Origin of the sequence: Gryllotalpicola kribbensis, from assembly GCF_039538245.1 — a bacterium.
GTDB classification, from domain to species: Bacteria; Actinomycetota; Actinomycetes; order Actinomycetales; family Microbacteriaceae; genus Gryllotalpicola; species Gryllotalpicola kribbensis.
Window position 1 is genome coordinate 322,906 of the sequence record NZ_BAABBX010000015.1, and the last position, 18,508, is coordinate 341,413.

At 69.3% G+C, this 18,508-nt stretch carries 20 protein-coding genes, 3 tRNA genes and 1 pseudogene; 9 read left to right on the plus strand and 15 right to left on the minus strand.

Features of this window, described 5'->3' with window-relative positions; genetic code table 11:
• Positions 1-4: 4 nt before the first annotated feature.
• Entirely contained in the window at positions 5-1,564 is a 1,560-nt protein-coding gene (locus ABD716_RS10960) for a PH domain-containing protein (protein WP_344776749.1), read from the minus strand.
• Positions 1,565-1,574: 10 nt separating this feature from the next.
• Positions 1,575-2,060, minus strand: a complete 486-nt coding sequence (locus ABD716_RS10965; protein WP_344776751.1) for a PH domain-containing protein — start codon at positions 2,058-2,060, stop codon at positions 1,575-1,577.
• A 100-nt stretch (positions 2,061-2,160) separates the two neighbouring features.
• Between ABD716_RS10965 and ABD716_RS10970 the strand changes: the two genes are divergently transcribed.
• Positions 2,161-2,766: a biotin transporter BioY gene (locus tag ABD716_RS10970; protein ID WP_344776753.1), complete on the plus strand. Its 606-nt coding sequence runs from the start codon at positions 2,161-2,163 to the stop codon at positions 2,764-2,766.
• 28 nt (positions 2,767-2,794) lie between these two features.
• Here the strand turns inward: ABD716_RS10970 and ABD716_RS10975 are convergent, their stop codons facing one another.
• From ABD716_RS10975 to tilS, 9 genes and pseudogenes are all read right to left on the minus strand, one after another.
• Complete coding sequence (locus ABD716_RS10975) at positions 2,795-3,295, minus strand: DUF3180 family protein (RefSeq protein ID WP_344776755.1); 501 nt, start codon at positions 3,293-3,295, stop codon at positions 2,795-2,797.
• A complete protein-coding gene (folK, locus tag ABD716_RS10980) occupies positions 3,292-3,837 on the minus strand; it encodes a 2-amino-4-hydroxy-6-hydroxymethyldihydropteridine diphosphokinase (protein WP_344776757.1) in 546 nt (181 codons plus the stop codon). Before folK ends, ABD716_RS10975 begins: the two co-directional genes overlap by 4 nt.
• Positions 3,834-4,247: a dihydroneopterin aldolase gene (folB, locus tag ABD716_RS10985; RefSeq protein WP_344776759.1), complete on the minus strand. Its 414-nt coding sequence runs from the start codon at positions 4,245-4,247 to the stop codon at positions 3,834-3,836. Before folB ends, folK begins: the two co-directional genes overlap by 4 nt.
• Positions 4,247-5,044, minus strand: coding sequence for a dihydropteroate synthase (gene folP / locus ABD716_RS10990; protein ID WP_344776761.1), 798 nt, complete (start codon positions 5,042-5,044; stop codon positions 4,247-4,249). Before folP ends, folB begins: the two co-directional genes overlap by 1 nt.
• Positions 5,045-5,166: 122 nt before the next feature.
• Positions 5,167-5,727 (minus strand): annotated as a pseudogene (folE, locus tag ABD716_RS10995) (GTP cyclohydrolase I FolE); the annotation flags it as partial.
• 9 nt (positions 5,728-5,736) lie between these two features.
• Positions 5,737-7,737 (minus strand): ATP-dependent zinc metalloprotease FtsH, encoded by a 2,001-nt coding sequence (ftsH, locus tag ABD716_RS11000; RefSeq protein ID WP_344776763.1) that lies wholly within the window; start codon positions 7,735-7,737, stop codon positions 5,737-5,739.
• A gap of 66 nt (positions 7,738-7,803) precedes the next feature.
• Entirely contained in the window at positions 7,804-8,040 is a 237-nt protein-coding gene (locus ABD716_RS11005) for a GIY-YIG nuclease family protein (protein ID WP_344776766.1), read from the minus strand.
• Positions 8,041-8,091: 51 nt separating this feature from the next.
• Positions 8,092-8,643, minus strand: a complete 552-nt coding sequence (hpt, locus tag ABD716_RS11010) for a hypoxanthine phosphoribosyltransferase (RefSeq protein WP_344776768.1) — start codon at positions 8,641-8,643, stop codon at positions 8,092-8,094.
• A gap of 38 nt (positions 8,644-8,681) precedes the next feature.
• On the minus strand, positions 8,682-9,689 hold the full coding sequence (gene tilS, locus ABD716_RS11015; RefSeq protein ID WP_344776770.1) for a tRNA lysidine(34) synthetase TilS: 1,008 nt from the start codon (positions 9,687-9,689) through the stop codon (positions 8,682-8,684).
• 17 nt (positions 9,690-9,706) lie between these two features.
• On the opposite strand from tilS, the gene ppa reads away from it, so the two are divergent.
• A complete protein-coding gene (gene ppa / locus ABD716_RS11020) occupies positions 9,707-10,201 on the plus strand; it encodes an inorganic diphosphatase (RefSeq protein ID WP_344776772.1) in 495 nt (164 codons plus the stop codon).
• A gap of 49 nt (positions 10,202-10,250) precedes the next feature.
• Here the strand turns inward: ppa and ABD716_RS11025 are convergent, their stop codons facing one another.
• Entirely contained in the window at positions 10,251-11,633 is a 1,383-nt protein-coding gene (locus tag ABD716_RS11025) for a C40 family peptidase (protein ID WP_344776774.1), read from the minus strand.
• Complete coding sequence (locus ABD716_RS11030; RefSeq protein ID WP_344776776.1) at positions 11,630-12,928, minus strand: peptidoglycan DD-metalloendopeptidase family protein; 1,299 nt, start codon at positions 12,926-12,928, stop codon at positions 11,630-11,632. The genes ABD716_RS11025 and ABD716_RS11030 overlap by 4 nt, the downstream gene beginning before the upstream one ends.
• Before the next feature lie 171 nt (positions 12,929-13,099).
• Here ABD716_RS11030 and ABD716_RS11035 point away from each other — a divergent pair.
• The 4 genes from ABD716_RS11035 (at position 13,100) to ABD716_RS11050 (ending at position 13,990) form a co-directional block, all read left to right on the plus strand.
• Positions 13,100-13,175 (plus strand) — tRNA-Glu (locus ABD716_RS11035).
• Positions 13,176-13,197: 22 nt separating this feature from the next.
• Positions 13,198-13,271 (plus strand) — tRNA-Asp (locus ABD716_RS11040).
• Between the two features lie 72 nt (positions 13,272-13,343).
• Positions 13,344-13,419, plus strand: a tRNA-Phe gene (locus ABD716_RS11045).
• 424 nt (positions 13,420-13,843) lie between these two features.
• Positions 13,844-13,990, plus strand: a complete 147-nt coding sequence (locus ABD716_RS11050; protein ID WP_344776778.1) for a hypothetical protein — start codon at positions 13,844-13,846, stop codon at positions 13,988-13,990.
• Between the two features lie 391 nt (positions 13,991-14,381).
• Here ABD716_RS11050 and ABD716_RS11055 read toward each other — a convergent pair whose 3' ends face one another.
• Entirely contained in the window at positions 14,382-14,585 is a 204-nt protein-coding gene (locus tag ABD716_RS11055; protein ID WP_344777257.1) for a cold-shock protein, read from the minus strand.
• A 664-nt stretch (positions 14,586-15,249) separates the two neighbouring features.
• Between ABD716_RS11055 and ABD716_RS11060 the strand changes: the two genes are divergently transcribed.
• Positions 15,250-16,272, plus strand: a complete 1,023-nt coding sequence (locus tag ABD716_RS11060) for a diacylglycerol/lipid kinase family protein (protein WP_344776780.1) — start codon at positions 15,250-15,252, stop codon at positions 16,270-16,272.
• Between the two features lie 362 nt (positions 16,273-16,634).
• Here the strand turns inward: ABD716_RS11060 and ABD716_RS11065 are convergent, their stop codons facing one another.
• On the minus strand, positions 16,635-17,003 hold the full coding sequence (locus ABD716_RS11065) for a hypothetical protein (protein ID WP_344776782.1): 369 nt from the start codon (positions 17,001-17,003) through the stop codon (positions 16,635-16,637).
• Positions 17,004-17,088: 85 nt separating this feature from the next.
• Between ABD716_RS11065 and ABD716_RS11070 the strand changes: the two genes are divergently transcribed.
• Both ABD716_RS11070 and ABD716_RS11075 read left to right on the plus strand, forming a co-directional pair.
• Positions 17,089-17,346: a hypothetical protein gene (locus ABD716_RS11070; RefSeq protein ID WP_344776784.1), complete on the plus strand. Its 258-nt coding sequence runs from the start codon at positions 17,089-17,091 to the stop codon at positions 17,344-17,346.
• A gap of 52 nt (positions 17,347-17,398) precedes the next feature.
• Positions 17,399-18,289, plus strand: coding sequence for a hypothetical protein (locus ABD716_RS11075; protein WP_344776786.1), 891 nt, complete (start codon positions 17,399-17,401; stop codon positions 18,287-18,289).
• Positions 18,290-18,508 lie beyond the last annotated feature (219 nt).

Below are 18,508 nucleotides of genomic sequence, written 5' to 3' on the forward strand. Positions count from 1 at the left end.
GCCCCTAACTCCTCGCGTCGCGACTCGCCAACATTACGGCACTGCGCGCCAACTGCTCGAACAGCTCGGCCCCCGCCGCGGTGCCGATCACCGACAGCCGCGGGCGGATGCGCACGTCGACGACGTGCACTGCGAGGCCGACGAGACCCAGCATCCGCCTCACCGGTCCCTGCCTGATGCCCACGCTCTGCACGCGCGCCAGCGGCACGAACGCGAGGGTGCGCGAGATGAAGCCGGCGCGCAGCGCGAGCGTGTCGCCGACGTATGCGTAGCCGACGCGCCGCCACGACAGCGGGTGCAGCCAGGCGGCCGCGCGCGGCGCCTGCGAGAACAGCCGCGCGGTGCGGCGATAGCGCGCGGTCGCGTCGACGAGGGCGAGCAGATCGGCGCGATCGGATGCCGGCAGCAGCAGCGGCAGCACGCGGCCGACGTCCTCGAGCGAGCCCACGGGGAGCACCGTCGAGGCGTTCTCGGCCTGCCCGCGCTGCCGAGCCCGCCCGGCGCGCGCGATGCGGATCGCCCACCAGCCGAACGGCCGCCACAGCAGCGGCTGCACGATCTCGACGGCGTGGATGCGCCCCGTCGGGATGGTCTCGCTGCTCGTCGAGAGCAGCCCGTAGCCCACCCGCACCCCGTCGGCGCTGCCCGAGATCGTGTAGCGCGCGAGCCGGCCGAAGCGGCGCGAGTAGCCCGTGAACATGCCGAAGACCGAGGGGATGACCGCCACCAGCAGGAAGTAGTTGCCGCGCAAGACCTCGACCACGAGCCACACCACGATCGCGATCAGCACGATCGTGAAGGGGCTCAGGATGAGCGATCCGATGAGCCGGCCGGGGTGCACCTTGACGACGGAGGCGGGGGCGAAGTCGGGGTGCAGATCGGCCGGCGACAGGATGAACTCGCCCACGAACTGCGCCGCCACACCCGCCCCCGCCGGTCGACTCGCCGCCCCCGCCGGTCGACTCGCCGCCCCCGCCGGTCGACTCGCCGCCCCCGCTGGTCGACTCGGCGAAGCCGAATGGAGACCAGCCCCCGCCGCCGCCCGTTTGCTCCCCGCGAGCCCCAGGATCTCGCGCCTGAGCTCCTCCGCCGCACTCGACCCCAGATACTGCAGGCTGAGGTTCGCGTCATGCCCGGCGACGACGATCTCGAGCCGGGCCGCGCCGAACACCCGCGCGAAGAGCGTGCGGTGCACGTTCACGCCCTGAATGCGGTCCAGCCGCGCCTGGCGGTTCTGACGGTTCACGACGCCGGAGCGCAGCTCGACGGCATCCGCCGTGACTCTGAACTCGGTCATCCGCCAGGTGACCCGGTACCAGACGATGATCAGCGCGACGAGCAGCAGGACGCCGAGTGCGGCCCAGAGCGTCCAGCCGTGCCGGACGATCGCGTCGACGGGGTCCCCGTCGCGCGTGCGGTCGGGCACGCGGGCGATCCAGTCGACGAGCCGCTCGCGCAGGTTGGCGAACACGATCGCGACGATCGCGACGAAGACCGCACCGCCGCGCAGCAGCGGGGTGGCGGGGTGCATGCGGTGCCACTGGCCGTCCGCGAGCGGGTTCACGGGTGCCGACTCACAATCCCGCGCGCCGCGTCTCGGCGAGCGCGATGAGCCGGTCACGCAGCTCGTCTGCCGCCTCGGCGGGAAGGCCGGGGATCGCGACGTTGCTCGACGCGCTCGCGGTGACGAAGCGCAGATCGGAGAGGCCGAGGGCGCGGCTGATCGGCCCGCGGGTCACGTCGATGAGCTGCATGCGGCCGTACGGCACCGCGACGAAGCGCAGCCACGCGATGCCGCGCCGCACGACGAGATCGTCGTCGCGCATGCGGTAGCCGATCGCGCGCGCACGCCGCGGGGCGAAGAACAGCTGCAGGGCGAAGCCGACCGCCCAGGCGGCGGCCAGAAGCCAGCCCCACCATGCCCAGTCCACCGCGAACCAGACGAACGCGATGATCGCTCCCGTGACGGCGGCCGCCACGAGCGAGCCGACGATCACGATCCACACGTACCTCGGCGAGACGCGTTGCCAGTCCCCGTCGATCTCGAGCCGCTGTGCCACGGGATCATCGTATTGCTCAGAGCTTTTCACCAATGATCTGCCCCATTCGGTGTAGCTCAGGCCCAAGCATCCGCTCGGGCCCCGCCATAGTGTGGATCACATGACGATCGCTTCCGCTTCGCTCACCCGTCCCGTGCTCGCCGATGCGCTCGTGCGCCGCGGTGCGCTCGCCAACGCGCTGCTCGTCGTCGGGGGCGCCGCCTTCACGGCGCTGCTCGCGCAGGTGCAGATCCCGCTGTGGCCCGTCCCGATCACCGGCCAGACCCTTGCCGTCGTGCTCGTCGGCGCGACCCTCGGCACGTGGCGCGGCGCCGCGTCGATGGCCCTCTATCTCGTCGCGGGCGTCGCCGGTGCCCCGATCTTCACCGGCTGGTCGCACGGCCTCGGGGCCGGCGTGCTTCCGAGCTTCGGCTTCGTGATCGGGTTCATTCCGGCCGCCGCCCTCGTCGGCTGGCTCTCCGAGCGCCGCTGGGACCGCCGCCCGCTGCTCTCGATCGCCGGCTTCGGCCTGGCATCCCTCGTGCCGTTCGTCTTCGGTGTTCCGTGGCTCGGCGCGGCGCTCGCGCATTTCGGCCTGCCGCACGACGTGGCCGCCGTGCTGAGCGCGGGCGTCACCCCGTTCATTCTGGGCGGCATCATCAAGTGGGCCATCGCCGCCGCCTCCCTGCCGCTCGCGTGGAAGGCACTGGCCGCCCTGCGCAAGTAGCCGCGGCCCGCGGCGCGCGCCTCGTCGCCTACGCGTGCGAATGCGTCGCGCCCGGCTCGGGGCCGCGGTCGGGGTCGCCCTCGGTGTCGGAGTCGTCGGGCGGCAGCGTGCAGAACCACTCGGCGAGCAGGCCGCCGGTGAGCAGCAGCGCGCCGCCGACGACGGCCGAGACCGTGAGCAGGATGCTCGAGGTGTCGGCGACCACCGTGCGGGTCAGCATGAACAGCAGCAGCCCGAGCGGCAGGCCCGTCACGAGCGCGCCCATGATCGAGCAGGCCTTGGCGAGCACCGCGGTGCGCGCCGCTCGGAACGGGTCGAGCCGCAGCGTCGTCTTGCCGCGGATCGCGCGACGGATCGGCAGCGCGAGCACCACCACGACGATCGCGATCACCGCGAGGGTCACGCTGAGCGTCACGGGCGGCACGATGAGCGCGCGGCCGGATGCCGCGAGCGCGGCGTCCGTCAGAAGACCGACCACCACGCCGATCAGGCCGATGATCACGACGGTTGTGGGGTGCGTTCGCCTCACAGCTCGACCCCCTGTGCGGGCACGGTGTCGTCCCCGACCGCGGCGAGCAGCGTCGCGACCCGGCCGGCGCCCGGAAGCTCGGCCTCCGGGTCGACGGCGAGCCACGGCGCCAGCACGAAGGCGCGCTCGGCCGCCCGCGGGTGCGGCAGGGTGAGCTCGGGGTCCGCCGACTCGAGCCCGTCGAAGTCGACGATGTCGATGTCGAGCGTGCGGTCGCCCCAGCGCTCGGCCCGCACCCGGCCGTGCTCGCCCTCGATGCGGTGCGCCTCGGCGAGCAGCTCGCGGGGCGTGAGCAGCGTGTCGACGAGCACGACGGCGTTGAGGTAGCGCGGCGCGCTCTCGTCGGCGCCGCCCGGCTTGACGGCGACGGATTCCACGACGGGGGACACCGCCCGCAGCTCGACGCCCGGCGTCGCCCCCAGCGCCGCGACCGCGTCGTGCAGCAGCTCGCCCCGGTCGCCGAGGTTGCTGCCGAGCGCGAGGACCGCGGGGCGCAGCCGCCGCGCGGTATCGAGGCGGTCGCGGTCGGGAATCCGCATCATGCGCTCACCCCCTGATCAGCCGAGCCGGCGCGCTCGAACCGCGCCGCCCACGCGCGGTCGCGCTCGACCGTGACGGCGACGTCGCCGAACGGAACCGGAATCGGCGCATCGGGCTTGTGCACCGTGGCGCGCACGCGGTCGACAGCGGGGAACGCGAGCGCGACGCGGGCCACGCGCTCGGCGACGGTCTCGATGAGGTCGACCGGGTCGGCGGCGACGGCGGCGTGCACGGCCTCGGCAAGCTCGCCGTAGTGCACGGTCGCCGCCAGCTCGTCGCCGCGCGCCGCGGGCGCGAGATCGAGCCAGACCGTCAGGTCGATGACGAAGGTCTGCCCGTTCTCGCGCTCGAAATCGAAGACGCCGTGGTTCGCCCGCACGGCGAGTCCGGTCAGGGTGATCGAATCAGCCATCAGGAGAAAGCCTTCCATTGCTCGACCACATCGAGCGCGAGGCGCGTAGAGGCGGCGTCGTGAACGCGCACGCCCCACACGCCGTCGCGCGCGGCGAGCGCGCTGATCACGGCGGTCGGCAGATCGCGGTCGGCGACCGGCGCGTCGTCGGGCAGCAGTGCGCCGAGGAAGCGCTTGCGGCTGGCGCCGATGAGCACGGGGAATCCGAGCTCCTCGAGCAGGTCGAGCCTGGCGAGGATCCGCCAGTTGTGCTCATGGTTCTTCGCGAAGCCGAGACCCGGGTCGACGACGATGCGCGAGCCGTGGATGCCCGCGTCGAGCGCCCGGTCGACCTGTGCCCTCACCTCGTCGCGCACGTCGGTCGCGGCATCCGCGTAGCTCGCGAGCGCGTTCATGTTCGCGCTGTGACCGCGCCAGTGGCTCAGGATGTAGCCGCAGCCGAGCTCGGCGGCGGTGCCCAGCATCTCGGGGTCGGCCTGGCCGCCCGAGACGTCGTTGATCCACGAGGCGCCCGCCTCGATCGCGGCGCGCGCGGTCGCGGAATTCATGGTGTCGATCGAGGTGCGGATGCCTCGGGCCGTGAGTTCCCTGATCACGGGAAGCACCCGGCCGAGCTCTTCGTCGACCGGCACGCGGGGTGCGCCCGGGCGGGTCGACTCGCCGCCCACGTCGATGAGGTCGGCGCCGTCCGCGGTGAGGGCGGCGGCGTGCTCGACCGCGGCCTCGACCGAGGTCCACTTGCCGCCGTCGCTGAACGAATCGGGCGTGACGTTGAGCACGCCCATGACGAGCGTCACTCCCCCGCCCCCGATGCGGCGGGTCCGCTCGGCAACACGTCCGCGGGTCGACTCGGCAAAACATCCGCGGGTCCGCTCGGCAACACGTCCGCGGGTCGACTCGGCGAAGCCGAATGGAGACCCCCGATCAGCGTGATGACCTCGGCGCGGCGCACGGGGTCGTCGAGCTCGCCGCGGCTCGCGACGGTCACGGTCGAGGAGTGCACCTGCCGCGCACCGCGGGTCGTGACGCACTGGTGCTGCGCATCGAGCACGACGACGACGCCGCGAGGGTCGAGGCCCTCGACGAGACTGTCGGCGATCTGCTCGGTGAGCCGTTCCTGCAGCTGGGGGCGCGCCGCGAGCACGTTGACGAGCTGCGGCAGCCGCCCGAGGCCGACGACCTTCTGCGCGGGCAGGTACGCGAGGTGGGCACGGCCGAGGAACGGCAGCAGGTGGTGCTCGCACACCGAGCGGAACTCGAGGTCGCGCACGATGACGAGCTCGGGCTCGACGTCGCCGACGGGGATCGTCTCGCGCAACGGCTCGAGCGGGTCGGCGCCGAGGCCGGCGAAGAACTCGGCATAGGCATCCGCGACCCGGGCGGGCGTCTCGCTCAGCCCGGGTCGCGCGGTGTCCTCGCCGATCGCAGCGAGCAGCTCGGTGACGGCCGCCTCGACGCGCGCACGGTCAATGCCGCTCACGCCGCTGCCTTACGCGGTCGCGGGGCGCGGGTTGATTCCGGGGCTGCGGCGGGGCCGCGAGCTGCTGTCGATTCCGCCGTCGGTCACACCCGGGTCGATGGGAGCCTTGGGGGTCGGCATCTCGATCGGGGGGATGTTCGGCAGCGGCCGGTTCGGGCTCGACACCCACTGCGGGCGCTCGGGCAGCTTCTTCACGTCGGCGAAGATCTCGGCGATCTGGTTGTGGTCGAGGGTCTCTTTCTCGAGGAGCTCGGCGGCCAGCCGGTCGAGGATCTCGCGGTTCTCGTTGAGCACCTGGTACGCCTCGTCGTGTGCCTTCTCGATGAGGGCGCGCACCTCGGCATCGACCTTCTGCGCGATGTTCTCTGAGTAGTCGCGCTGGTGGCCCATGTCGCGGCCGAGGAACATCTCGCCGGAGGACTGGCCGAGCTTCACCGAGCCGATGTCGGCGCTCATGCCGTAGTCGGTGACCATCTGGCGGGCGATGCCCGTGGCCTTCTCGATGTCGTTCGCGGCACCCGACGTGGGGTCGTGGAAGACGATCTCCTCAGCGACGCGGCCGCCCATGGCGTAGGCGAGCTGGTCGAGCAGCTCCTCGCGGGTCACCGAGTACTTGTCTTCGAGGGGCAGCACCATCGTGTAGCCCAGCGCCCGGCCGCGCGGCAGGATCGTGATCTTCGTCACCGGGTCGGTGTGGCGCATCGCGGCGGCGGCGAGGGCGTGGCCGCCCTCGTGGTACGCCGTGATGAGCTTCTCCTTGTCCTTCATGACGCGGGTGCGGCGCTGCGGGCCGGCGACGACGCGGTCGATCGCCTCGTCGAGGGCGCGGTTGTCGATCAGCTGCGCGTTCGAGCGGGCGGTGAGCAGCGCGGCCTCGTTCAGCACGTTGGCGAGGTCGGCACCGGTGAAGCCGGGCGTCTTGCGGGCAACGACCTCGAGGTCGACCGACTTCGCGAGCGGCTTGCCGCGGCCGTGCACCTCAAGGATGCGCTTGCGGCCGAGAAGGTCGGGCGCGTCCACGCCGATCTGGCGGTCGAAGCGGCCGGGGCGCAGCAGAGCGGGGTCGAGGATGTCGGGGCGGTTGGTCGCCGCGATGAGGATGACGTTCGTCTTGACGTCGAAGCCGTCCATCTCGACGAGCAGCTGGTTCAGCGTCTGTTCGCGCTCGTCGTGGCCACCGCCGAGGCCCGCGCCGCGGTGGCGGCCGACGGCGTCGATCTCGTCGACGAAGATGATCGACGGCGCGTTCTGCTTGGCCTGGTCGAACAGGTCGCGCACGCGGCTCGCGCCGACACCGACGAACATCTCGACGAAGTCGGAACCCGAGATGGAGTAGAACGGCACGCCCGCCTCGCCCGCGACGGCGCGGGCCAGCAGGGTCTTGCCGGTTCCAGGGGGGCCGTAGAGCAGGACGCCCTTGGGGATGCGGGCGCCGACGGCCTGGAACTTGGCCGGCTCCTTGAGGAAGTCCTTGATCTCCTGCAGCTCTTCGATGGCCTCGTCGGCGCCGGCGACGTCGTCGAAGGTGACCTTCGGGCTCTCCTTCGAGACGAGCTTCGCGCGGCTCTTGCCGAACTGCATGACCTTGTTTCCGCCGCCCTGCATGCCCGCGAGCATGAACCAGAACAGCGCGCCGATGGCGAGCACGGGAATCAGGAAGCCGAGCACCGAGCCCCAGATGCTGGGCTGCGGAACCTTGTCGTCGAAGCCCTTCGAGAGGTCGGCGTTGTCGACAGCCTTCACCACGTCGGCACCACGCTGGTTCACGTAATAGAACTGCACGTGGTCGCCGTTGTCGCCGTCGGGCTGGTTCAGAACGAGGTCGACGCGCTGATTGCCGTCGATGATCTGCGCCGACTGGACCTTGCCGTCGGCAAGCAGCTCAAGGCCCTTCTGCGTGGTGATCTCCTTGAAACCGGACATGGTGAAAACACTCATGCCGATCCACACGATGATGCCCGCGAGAACGATATAAGGAATCGGCCCACGGAAGAGCTTCTTGAGATTCATGGTGCTACGAGGTTACGCCCTGACATCTGGGCGGCACCTCCCTGTTCGCCGCAGGCGTTCTATGTGTCACCGCAGTGCGACTCGGCGAAGCCGAATGGAGCCAGATGAGTGCTGCGTCATGCGGTCGTCGAGGTTCCGAGTCGACCCGACGTAGTAGCTCCCGTCGGAGCATCTGAGCATATAGACGAACGGCATGCGTCCACAGTGACCGAGCACGGCGGATGCCTGGCCCGCGGCTTCCCCGATCGGTGGAGTACTGACGCCACGAACAGCCTGTGCTGTCGAAGAATCTCGGGTCTCCATTCGGCTTCGCCGAGTCGACCAGCGCGAGCCCCGAGCAGCCGATCAGGGACCTCAGCTGTAGACGTGCGGGGCGAGGATTCCGATCGAGCGCAGGTTGCGATAGCGCTCGGCGTAGTCGAGGCCGTAGCCGACGACGAACTCGTTGGGGATGTCGAAACCGAGGTACTTCGCGTCGATGTCGACCTTGGCCGCTGTCGGCTTGCGCAGCAGCGCGCAGATCTCGAGCGACGCAGGGTTGCGCGACTGCAGGTTGTGGCGCAGCCAGTCGAGGGTGAGGCCCGAGTCGATGATGTCCTCGACGATGAGCACGTTGCGGCCGGCGAGATCGATGTCGAGGTCCTTCACGATGCGCACGACACCGCTCGAGTGGGTGCTCGCGCCGTAGGACGACACCGCCATGAAGTCGATCTCGACGTCTCGGTGGAGCTCGCGGGCGAGATCGGCCATCACCATGACCGCGCCCTTGAGCACGGCGATGAGCAGCAGGTCGCGCCCCTCGTAGTCCGCCTCGATCTGGCGGGCGAGCTCACGAAGCTTGTCCTTGATCTCGGCTTCTGAGTAGAGGACTCGGGACAGGTCGGATTCGACGTCTTCCGGCAGCATGCGAAAAGCCTATTTGCTGTTCGAGGGCGCCGGATGCCTCAGCGAGTCGACCGCAGCACGAGCAGCCGCCCCTCGCGCGCGGCGGTGAAGCCGGGAAGGTCGAGCGGCTGCTGCCCGCGCCAGTCGGTCACGAGCCGCAGCACCGCCTGCACGTGCACGCGGGTGAGCGCCACCCCGAACTCGGACTGCGCGACGAACCGCACGATCCGCCCGCGCAGCGCCGGCGGGTTCGCCTCGAGCGCGCTGACCGCGATGCCGATGCCCGCCTCGACGTGCTCGACGATGTCTTCGATGACCTCGTCGATCATCTGCTGGAACGCGTCGTTGTCCTCACGCAGCTGCTCGGCGGTCCGCGCGAGAGCCTCGGCGACGCCCGGCCCGAGCTCGCTCTCGAGCACGGGCAGCACGCGCTCGCGCACGCGCACGCGCGCATAAGAGAGGTCGAGGTTGTGCGGATCGTCCCACGGGGTCAGGCGCGAGTCCGCGCAGAACGCGCGCGTCGCCGCCCGACGGATGCCGAGCAGCGGCCGCCGATACAGCCCCGCCTCGGCCGCCATTCCCTGCAGGCTGCCCGCGCCTGAACCGCGCGCGAGCCCGAGAAGCACCGTTTCGGCCTGGTCGTCGAGCGTGTGCGCGAGCAGCACCGCGGCGGCGTGATGATCGGATGCCGCAGCCTGGAGCGCCGCGTAGCGTGCCGCGCGCGCCGCCGCCTCGGGCCCCGCCGGGCTGCCCTGCTCGACCGACACCCGCGTCACGACCACGGGGTCGAGGCCGAGCCCGCGCGCCTGCTCGCCTGCGCGCGCGGCGACCTCGGCTGAGGACTCCTGCAGCCCGTGGTCGACGATGACGGCGCCGGCCCGCAGGCCCGCCCGCGGCGCCTCGAATGCGGTGGCTGCTGCGAGCGCGAGCGAGTCGGCGCCCCCGCTCAGCGCGACGAGCACCAGCGAGGCATCCGCAAGCCCCGAGAACGAGCCGCGCACCGCGCGGCGCACGTCCGCGATGGCGGGCGTGAGGCGCGGCCGGCGCGCGTCGGCGTCTGTGGGCACTGACTAAAGTTAGCGGCATGACCAACAGCTACGACGCCGTCATCGAGATTCCGCGCGGCAGCCGCAACAAGTACGAGGTCGATCACGAGACCGGCCGGGTCTACCTCGACCGCGTGCTCTTCACGAACTTCACGTACCCGACCGACTACGGCTTCTTCGAGAACACGCTCGGCGAAGACGGCGACCCGCTCGACGTGCTCGTGCTGCTCGACTACCCGCTGTTCCCGGGCGTCGGGGTCAAGGTGCGCCCGGTGGGCGTGCTGCACATGAGCGACGAGGCGGGCGGCGACGACAAGGTCATCGCCGTGCAGTACAAGGACCCGCGCTGGAGCCACATCCAGGACGTCGACGACATTCCCGAGTACACGAAGAAGGAGATCCAGCACTTCTTCGAGCACTACAAGGACCTCGAGCCGGGCAAGTGGGTCAAGGTCGACGAGTGGGGCTCGGCGGCCGATGCCGAGAAGCTCGTCGAAGAGGCCATCGAGCGCCTGAAGACGCAGGGCGACTGAGCCCGCTCACGAACCCCCGGTGGAGGAATCCCCGGGGGTTCGTCGTATGTCAGCGCCCCATCGACGGGCGCGCGACGACCGAGATCGGTGCGCCCCAGACGGGCTGCTGCTTGACGTTCTCGCCGGCCTGCGGGGCGGCGATCATCATGCCGTTACCGATATAGAGCCCCACGTGGTACAGGTCGTACGGCGCGGTTCCCCAGAAGATGAGGTCGCCGGGCTGGGCCTGGCTGCGCGGCACGAGCTGGCCGAGGGCGGCGGCCTGCCGGTACTGCATGCCCACGCCGTGCCCGCCGATGTAGACGCCCGCGCTCGAGTAGGCCATCATCGTGAGCCCCGAGCAGTCGAACGAGTTCGGGCCGGCGCCGCCGAAGACGTACGGCTTGCCGATCTGCGCGCGCGCGTATGCGATCGCCTGGTTCACGATGGCGGCATTGGGTGCGCCGCTCCCCGTCTGGGGAGCGGGGGCGGATGACCCGCCCGACGATCCGCCGGAAGAAGACCCCGAGCCGCCCGAGCTTCCGCCCGAGTTCTGGGCCGGGGCGGCGGGGGCGGCCGGCGCCGCGGGCTTCGGCTTCGCCGCGGCCGCCGCCGCAGCCGCCGCTGCGGCCTTGCGCTGCCGTTCGGCGGCCGCCTCTGCCGCCTTCTGCTGGGCGATCGCCTGCTGGCCGGCGACGTACTGCGCGGCGACCGCGGTCGACGTGTTCTGCAGCGACGCGAGCTGGGCCGTGAGCTCGGTCTGCTTCTGCTGCTGGGTGCTGACCGCGGCCTGAGCCGCGGCCGCGGCATCCTGCGCCGTCTTCAGCGCCTGCTGCGCGTCATCCGCCGCCCTCTTCTTCGCCTTCTGGGCCGCCTTCGCCTGGGCCGCGAGCGACTGCGCCGTGTTGCGGTCGGCGACGGCCTGGTCGTAGACCTTCCGCGACTGGGCCGTGAGCTGGCTCATCGTGCCGAGCTGGTAGAGCAGCTTGTCGGCGGCGCCGGCGTCGCCGCCCTCGAGCAGCAGGCCGATCGAACCGTCGGTGCCGGCCGTGCGCATCAGGTGCGAGGCGAGCAGGCCCGCGCGCACCGTCGAGGTCTCGGCCGCCTTCTGCGCGGCGTCGGCCTTCGACTGCAGCTCCGCGGCTTTCTGCGTCGCGTCCTCGAGGTCGGCCTGCGCCTGGTTGTAGGCCTCGACCGCTTCCTCAGAGCGGATGCCGGCGTCAGTCGCCTGGCTCTGCAGGTGCGCCACGAGGGAGTTGATCTTGTCGACCATCGCCTTCTGAGCGTTCACGCTCGCCTTGGCGTGCTGCACGTCGTCCCAGCTGGGGTATTCGACGGCGTCAGCCGGCGAGGGGTGCGCGACGATGCCGACGCCCGCGGTGAGCACGCCGAGCGCCGCCGCGCTGATCGTGATCGCGGGCCGGCGGAAGCTCGAGCCGTCGTGTTCGGTCATATCGCTGCTCCGTGCTGGGCCATCCAGGGCACCGGGTTGATCTGCACGCCGTTCTGGCGCACCTCGAAGTGCAGGTGGGGGCCGGTCGAGTGGCCCGTCGAGCCCACGTGCCCGATCACCTGGCCGGCGGTCACGTGCTGCCCGACCGAGACGACGATGCCGCCGTCGATGTTGTGGCCGTAGGCGGTGGAGATACCGTCGCCGTCGTCGATCAGGATGAAGTTGCCGTAGCCGCCGTTCCAGCCCGCGAAGACGACCGTGCCGGAGTGCGCCGCGTGGATCGGGGTGTTGAACGCGGCGGCGATGTCGTCGCCCTCGTGCCAGGTGGTGCAGCCGGCGCAGGGCGCGGGGCGCGCGCCGAAGGGCGAGGCGATCGGGCCGACGACCGGGACGGCCCAGCCCTGGGCGTTCGCCTGGCTGGCGGCGGCTGCGGCCGCGCGGGCGCGCGCCTCGGCCGCGGCCTTGGCGGCGGCGGCGCGGACCGCCACGCCCTTCTGATAGCTCGCGACCGTCTTGCTCGTCTTGTCTTTCAGCGCGGCGAGCATCGCGTTCAGTTCATCGCTGTGCGCCTGCTGCGTCTCGACCGCCTGCTGCGCGGCGATCTGGGCCTGCTGCGCGGCGGCGAGCGCGGCCTGCGCCTGCTGCTGCAGCCGGGTGCGCTCGTCGAGCGCCGCCTTCGCCTGGTCTGCGGCGGCACGGGCGGTGTTCTTCGCCTGCTGCGCCTGCGCCCACACGTCTGAGGTCGACTCGGTCAGCTTCGTCATGGTGCCGAGGTTGTCGAGCAGCGCCGACGGGTCGGTGCCGCTGCCCTTCGAGCTGGCGAACAGCAGCGACGAGGTCAGATCATTGCCGCCTGAGCGATAGAGCTGAGCGGCCACCCGGCCGGCCCGGGTGCTCGCGGTGTCAGCATCGGCGGTCAGCTTGTCGGACTCCGCCTTGAGGCTCTGATACTTCTGATCGGCCGCGAACAGCGCGTCCTGCGCGTCGGCGACCTTCTCACCCGCGGTCTTCGCGGCCTGCTGCGCCTGGGCGGACTTCGTCTTGAGCCCCTTCAGCAGCGTCGAGACCTGGTTCACCTTCGCCTGCGCGGCGGCCTGGTTCCCCTTCGCGTGCTGCACGTCGGCCCAGGTCGGGTACTGGTCGGCCTGGGCGGGGGCGGGCGCGTTGATCGCACCCGCGATGACGAGGGCGAGGGATGCCGCGAGCACGCCGACCACCCGCAGAAGACCGCCCCGCCTGCGTCGGGCCGGGTCGGTCACCGCTGCACCGGAAGGCGCGATCAGCCGCATCGCCATGCGTCTCCTTAGGGGGTCGGGGTGAGCATGTCGCCATTGAACGTAACCGCGGCGCAGGCATCCGCCTCGGGTAACACGCCCGAGTGTCGCGAACCGGCCGTGCCGATTTGGCCGATGCTGAACGCTCACGTATGCTTGGTCCTCGGTAGTCATGCGGTGGCAGCCGCAGACGGCCCCATCGTTTAGTGGCCTAGGACGCCGCCCTTTCACGGCGGTAGCACGGGTTCGAATCCCGTTGGGGTCACCATGATTGCCGGACAAATGAATATGGCCCTGTAGCGCAGTTGGTTAGCGTGCCGCCCTGTCACGGCGGAGGTCGCGGGTTCAAGTCCCGTCAGGGTCGCGGAGTGCAAAAGCCCTATCGAGAGGTAGGGCTTTTCTTCCAGAAGCGGCTGATTCGTTCATCGGCCGATTCGGCTCTGTAGCTCAGTTGGTAGAGCGCACGACTGAAAATCGTGAGGTCACGGGATCGACGCCCGTCGGAGCCACCAATATTTGCCCTGATCAGAGGATCTATCCGAGGCGCGTGTTCGGCGCGACGTTGGCCTCATGACGATCGCGGGCCATTTCTCGCGTCGACTCACGACCTGGATATCGCCCACGTTTTCAGGGAGCGACCTTCTGCCGCATGATCGTGAGGTCAAGAGGAATGCTGACGCTTCACTCCACGCAGGGTTCTGAGAGCAGATCTCCGCACTGAGCAAATCAGCGTCCGTGCGGAGGGAGCTACCGGCGGGAGGCGCCCATGATCCTCAAGCGGCTGCGGAGAACCAGAGCGACCGTCGGCAGTCTCTTGTTCCCGACGACGTGCGTGGAGATGCCAAGGACGACCTCGATGGTCCCGATGGGCTCCGCAATGTTCGCGCGTACACTCGCAGCACAGGGTCACCGTGGCTCTCGATGGAGGCCAGACCGATGGGCGACAAGTCCGCTCGAAAAAGCAGCAGCAAGACTCCTGCGTCGAAGACGCTGAAGGAGAAGCGGCTCGATAAGGCCGATAAGAAGGCCCGCGTGCTTCGCGCCGAGAATGTAGATGCGCTGGGGAGCGCTAAGAAGCGCTGATCGGCAGCACTGAGCCCGGCTCTCGCATCGAAGTATCTGCCTGAGCCGGGCTGTTCTCTGCCGGAAAGTGGTCGCATGATCCGCAGGCGTGCGCCGAACATGTGTCCTCGCCAAGTCCTACGCCCATTTCATGTGAGCGCACACATCCGGTCTCCATAGAGTCGGCAGTCCGCGTAGACGTCGCGCCAGCGGGTTCAGCTCGCGCAGTGGCGGCCGGTTTACGCGTTGACGCCCACAATGACGGGGGCGGTTCATGGTGGGAATCCCGCCCGCTCATGCAGCGAGCGGGATTCCTTCTGACAGGAGGCACGATGGATACACCGAAGCCAGCGCCCAAGCCAAGACCGCCGCCGCGTCCGGCAGACCCGCAGGCGCCGCCCGCGACGCAGCCTTAGAGCGGACGGATGTTCGCCGCCTGCGGGCCTTTCTGTCCGGGTTCGGTGTCGAATTCGACCTTCTGGCCTTCCTCGAGGTTGCGATATCCACTGCTGCTGATGGCGGAGAAGTGGGCGAAGACGTCGGCGGTGCCGTCGTCGGGGGCGATGAAGCCGTAGCCCTTGTCGGAGTTGAACCATTTGACGGTGCCGGTGGCCATGTCGTCGTCTTTCTTTCGTGTTTTCGGACCGCGAGTGCGATCCGGGATGTCGCGGCGGTGATGATGCCGCGAACGAGTGAGCAGGTGCCGTGGAGACGGCGCCTCTGGGCGTAGCGCCTCCTGCGCAGCGGTCAGTGTTGGGAACACTCCGAGAGGTAGGGCGTGCGCGTCGCGCAGTTCGAAGCCGCCGAGGACGGTTGTGGCGTAGCCGGCGAACTCCTGGCCGAGGGTGGCCACGTGGACGTCGTCGTCGGCTTGGCGCCAATCGAGCGTGGCGGTAGAAAGCCTGACGGAAGAGGATGCGGAGAGCAGTGAAGGGATAGGGAAGTCGTTTCGTGACCGCGACTGAACCTGCGTCGGTCCGTTATCGCGGAAAGATCAGGGGCGACTGATGCGCCGGTATTGGATGACAACGGTGCGGACGGCAAGATGCCTCAGGCGCGGGTCGCGTCAATGAATTCGGCAACGATGGAATGTCGTACTGCCGATGCAGCCTCAGTGTACGGCACGCAGACGAGAGCCGGCGCCCGACGTGTCCTCGAAGCGTCGACACACGGTCTCGACGTCTCAGTTCTTCTGTCTCCGGCACGCCGTGGCTGTGATCGTGACGTAGCCTTCGCAGATGATGCCCGCGCCTTCTCCAATGCCAGCGAGAGCGCCGCGGGTGGCGGTGGTCTACAACCCGACGAAGGTCGATGTCGGGCGACTGCGTCTTCTTCTCGGAGAAGCGGAATCCACTGCCGGGTTCGAGGCTGCTTCATGGTTCGAGACCGCCTCGAGCGACGAGGGAAGGCAGGCGGTGGCCGACGCTGAGGCGACTCGTCCCTCTTTTGTTCTCGTCGTCGGGGGTGATGGCACGGTTCGCACGGTTGCCGAGCAGTTGGCGGGCAGCGGGATCTCGCTCGCGGTTGCGGCCGCAGGGACCGGCAATCTTCTCGTGCGGGCGCTCGGCCTGCCGGTGGACGACCTGCCGGCCGCGGTGAAGTCCGCGTTCGGCGGCGGTGTACACGAGATCGACGTCGGGCATGCCACTTTGCAGCACGCGAACGGTACCGTCACGTCCCACGCGTTCCTGGTGATGGCGGGTATCGGTTTGGACGCGCGCATGGCAGCTGGAACCAATCCCCGGCTGAAGAAGCATCTGGGCTGGCTCGCCTATGCCGATCCGATTGGACGGTCCGTGATCGCCAACGCGGATCTCGCCATCCACTACCGCCTCGATGGCGGGCGGCGCCATTCCACCCGCGCGCACACCGTCATCGTCGGCAACTGCGGCACCCTCACTGGCGGCATCCTGCTCATCCCATCCTGCTCATCCCGGATGCCCGCCCGGACGACGGCATCCTGGATACCGTCATCCTTCGGCCCCGCCGAAAAGGCGCGTGGCTGCAGATCGGCATCCGTCTCGCGCTGTCCCGCTTCCTGCACCGCACCACGACGGGCAGACTGCTTCGCCAACTTGTCCGGCAGCCGTTCGCATTGCGTTACGGCCGCGCGCGCCGGATCGATGTCGCGTTCAACACCCCCCAAGAGGTCGAGCTCGATGGTGACAGCTTCGACGCGATCACCTCCGCGAGCATCACCATCAGGCCCGGAGCCCTGCAGCTCATCAGCTGAGAGCCGGCCGCACTGCGGCTCTCGAGTCCTACTCCTGTTTCATGTGAGCCCCCACAGCCGCCCGGCGTAGCGTCACGCCTGTCACCCCGAGCGCACGTCGAGATGGAGAGCCGCTCTCCCACAGCGGCGGCTGCCAGGGTGCTGTCGTCCAGCGAATGACCGCGGGCGGTCCATGGGGGCATCCCGTCCGTCCACATTTCGGGCGGGGTGCTCGACGAACGGAGACGCCCGATGAAGACCACCGCCATCCGCTCGCAGATCGCCGTCCCATTCGGGCACTCCCGCGAATTCGACATCGCAGGACGGATCGTGACGGTCACCCGTACGGAGAACGGGCTCTACCTCGTCATCGAAGATGGTCGGTCAGCGGTCGTCCATCCGCAGCCCAACGGACGTTATGTCGTCACCGGACCTCATGAGGCCGACGTTCGCTCAGAGCCCGTCGACTACGAGACGGCCATCGACATCTCTCTCGCTCGGCTCCGCTGACGACCGCGACGAGACGCTCACGGTCTGCACGACGGCCTGGTCCAGATCGGCCCCGACATGCTTGAGCGCGCGAACGACCGTGTCTAAGGCGGCGGTATGAGCTTGTTCCTCATCGCCGCTCTCGCCGAGCGCGTCGATGAGGACTTTGTTCTTGCCACGCTCGGGACCAGTGGTCTGCCGGATGACGGAGGTGTATCCGAACGTGAGACCGGCATGTTCGCGCGGGCCGAAACGGTTGATCGCTTTGCCGAAACCGGCAAGAGAACCCGCCGAGACGGTCACAAAGGAAGTGCTGCGGAAGCGGGTTGTCATCGTGCGACTCTACGGCACCGTTGCAGCAGCGGCAGGAGCAAAAACAGTCGACGCTGCGAGAGCCTCGAGAGGCTATGGTCAAACGATGAATGACGAGCCGGGCTCGGAAGGTTCTGCGCCGGATCCGGATGAGGCCAGGCTCAAGCGGGCCTTGCGAGATGTGGACCTGCATCCGCAGCGAATGTTGCACCCTGCCGGCATCCGTGACGAGGCGCTCGGAGAGGCGCTGGACACTCTGCAGGAACTCGCGCACAGCGACGACCCGCTCTCGCGCACCAACGCGCGGGACTCGATCCACGATCGCGGCCTCGACCTGCTCCTCATCGACGAGGGCACCCTCTAGACCGAGCTCATGGCCTGTGAGCGAGCACATGTTGTGCGCGTAGCTTCCGAAGATGATGCAGACAACCCGGCCGCCGACATCGTCGCAGCCAGCCGCCCCGGAGGCATTGGGCCTCAGCCACATTCTCACCAGCCTCCTTCCCCCCACCGTCCATACGAGCGATGGGCCCGAGCGCTATATCGTCTCAGCCGTGTTCAACCGCCGGCCTTCAGCCGGGGAGATCACGGGAATCAACGGAGCAGCCGCGCGCTCCTGGCTTGACAGGGCACAGTTCCCGGAGATCAGCCTCAAGGTCAGCGACCGCAGACTGGAGATCGCAAACACCAGCCTGGAACAGCTCGCGAGCGGTCTGGCAGCTACCATCGCGGGCCTCCTCGCCCACCTCAGCGCCGAAGACGCCACGCAGGCTCATTCGGCCGCCGGCGATCTCGCAGACCACGAGCAGTCAGAACAGCGCCGACTGGCGGCAATCAACGCACTGATCGCGGAGATCCCGCTCTCGGCCTCCGTTCCCTCGGACGAACAGCCCCAGCTCGGCCTCGCGCGGATCGCGACCGGCCTACTGCCTTCCGCGCTCGGAACCGACTCGGCTTTTCCGCGCTACACCGTGTCCGTCGAGTTCACCCGGGCGCCCACTCCGCGGGAGATCGAGATGATCACCGGGACGTCGCTGCGTCAGCAGATGAGCGTTGCGGGATACCCCGAGGCCGTCCTGACGATCCGCGATCGCCGGCTTGAGATACACGGCACAAGCCTCGAAGAGCTTCGGGCCGGGCTTGCCGATGTCATCAGCTCGGCGCTCATCGGCATCAGCAGCGAGGCCGCGACCCGGGACGTCGAAGCCGCCGCGGACGCCGCGCGGCAGGCGGAGCAAGAGAGCAATCGACAGCAGTACGTCACGACTGCAGCCGCCGCCGTCAGATTCGTCGCACCTCGGGATTGATCCCGCACGGTCAGCCGCAAAGCCCGTGACAGGTCGCGCCGCTTCCTGGCAGTTGTCCTGGCTCCGAGCCCGCTCCATCCCTCAGGCCGTAGCGTGTGGAGCGGGTCAAGGCATCAGGTCAATGGCCGCAAACAGGGGAGGCCGCCATGGCCACCGCAGGCATCACGACCGGCAACAACGACTCTTTCGCATCGACGAAGGTCGGGCCTCTTCGGCGGC

Excerpts from the sequence above, each read along its gene's own strand:
- ABD716_RS10970 (WP_344776753.1), top strand. The coding sequence starts at position 2,161 with ATGACGATCGCTTCCGCTTCGCTCACCCGTCCCGTGCTCGCCGATGCG.
- folK (WP_344776757.1), bottom strand. The coding sequence starts at position 3,837 with ATGATGCGGATTCCCGACCGCGACCGCCTCGATACCGCGCGGCGGCTG.
- folB (WP_344776759.1), bottom strand. The coding sequence starts at position 4,247 with ATGGCTGATTCGATCACCCTGACCGGACTCGCCGTGCGGGCGAACCAC.
- ftsH (WP_344776763.1), bottom strand. The coding sequence starts at position 7,737 with ATGAATCTCAAGAAGCTCTTCCGTGGGCCGATTCCTTATATCGTTCTC.
- ABD716_RS11005 (WP_344776766.1), bottom strand. The coding sequence starts at position 8,040 with ATGGAGACCCGAGATTCTTCGACAGCACAGGCTGTTCGTGGCGTCAGT.
- hpt (WP_344776768.1), bottom strand. The coding sequence starts at position 8,643 with ATGCTGCCGGAAGACGTCGAATCCGACCTGTCCCGAGTCCTCTACTCA.
- ppa (WP_344776772.1), top strand. The coding sequence starts at position 9,707 with ATGACCAACAGCTACGACGCCGTCATCGAGATTCCGCGCGGCAGCCGC.
- ABD716_RS11025 (WP_344776774.1), bottom strand. The coding sequence starts at position 11,633 with ATGACCGAACACGACGGCTCGAGCTTCCGCCGGCCCGCGATCACGATC.
- ABD716_RS11030 (WP_344776776.1), bottom strand. The coding sequence starts at position 12,928 with ATGGCGATGCGGCTGATCGCGCCTTCCGGTGCAGCGGTGACCGACCCG.
- ABD716_RS11050 (WP_344776778.1), top strand. The coding sequence starts at position 13,844 with ATGGGCGACAAGTCCGCTCGAAAAAGCAGCAGCAAGACTCCTGCGTCG.
- ABD716_RS11055 (WP_344777257.1), bottom strand. The coding sequence starts at position 14,585 with ATGGCCACCGGCACCGTCAAATGGTTCAACTCCGACAAGGGCTACGGC.
- ABD716_RS11065 (WP_344776782.1), bottom strand. The coding sequence starts at position 17,003 with ATGACAACCCGCTTCCGCAGCACTTCCTTTGTGACCGTCTCGGCGGGT.
- ABD716_RS11070 (WP_344776784.1), top strand. The coding sequence starts at position 17,089 with ATGAATGACGAGCCGGGCTCGGAAGGTTCTGCGCCGGATCCGGATGAG.
- ABD716_RS11075 (WP_344776786.1), top strand. The coding sequence starts at position 17,399 with ATGATGCAGACAACCCGGCCGCCGACATCGTCGCAGCCAGCCGCCCCG.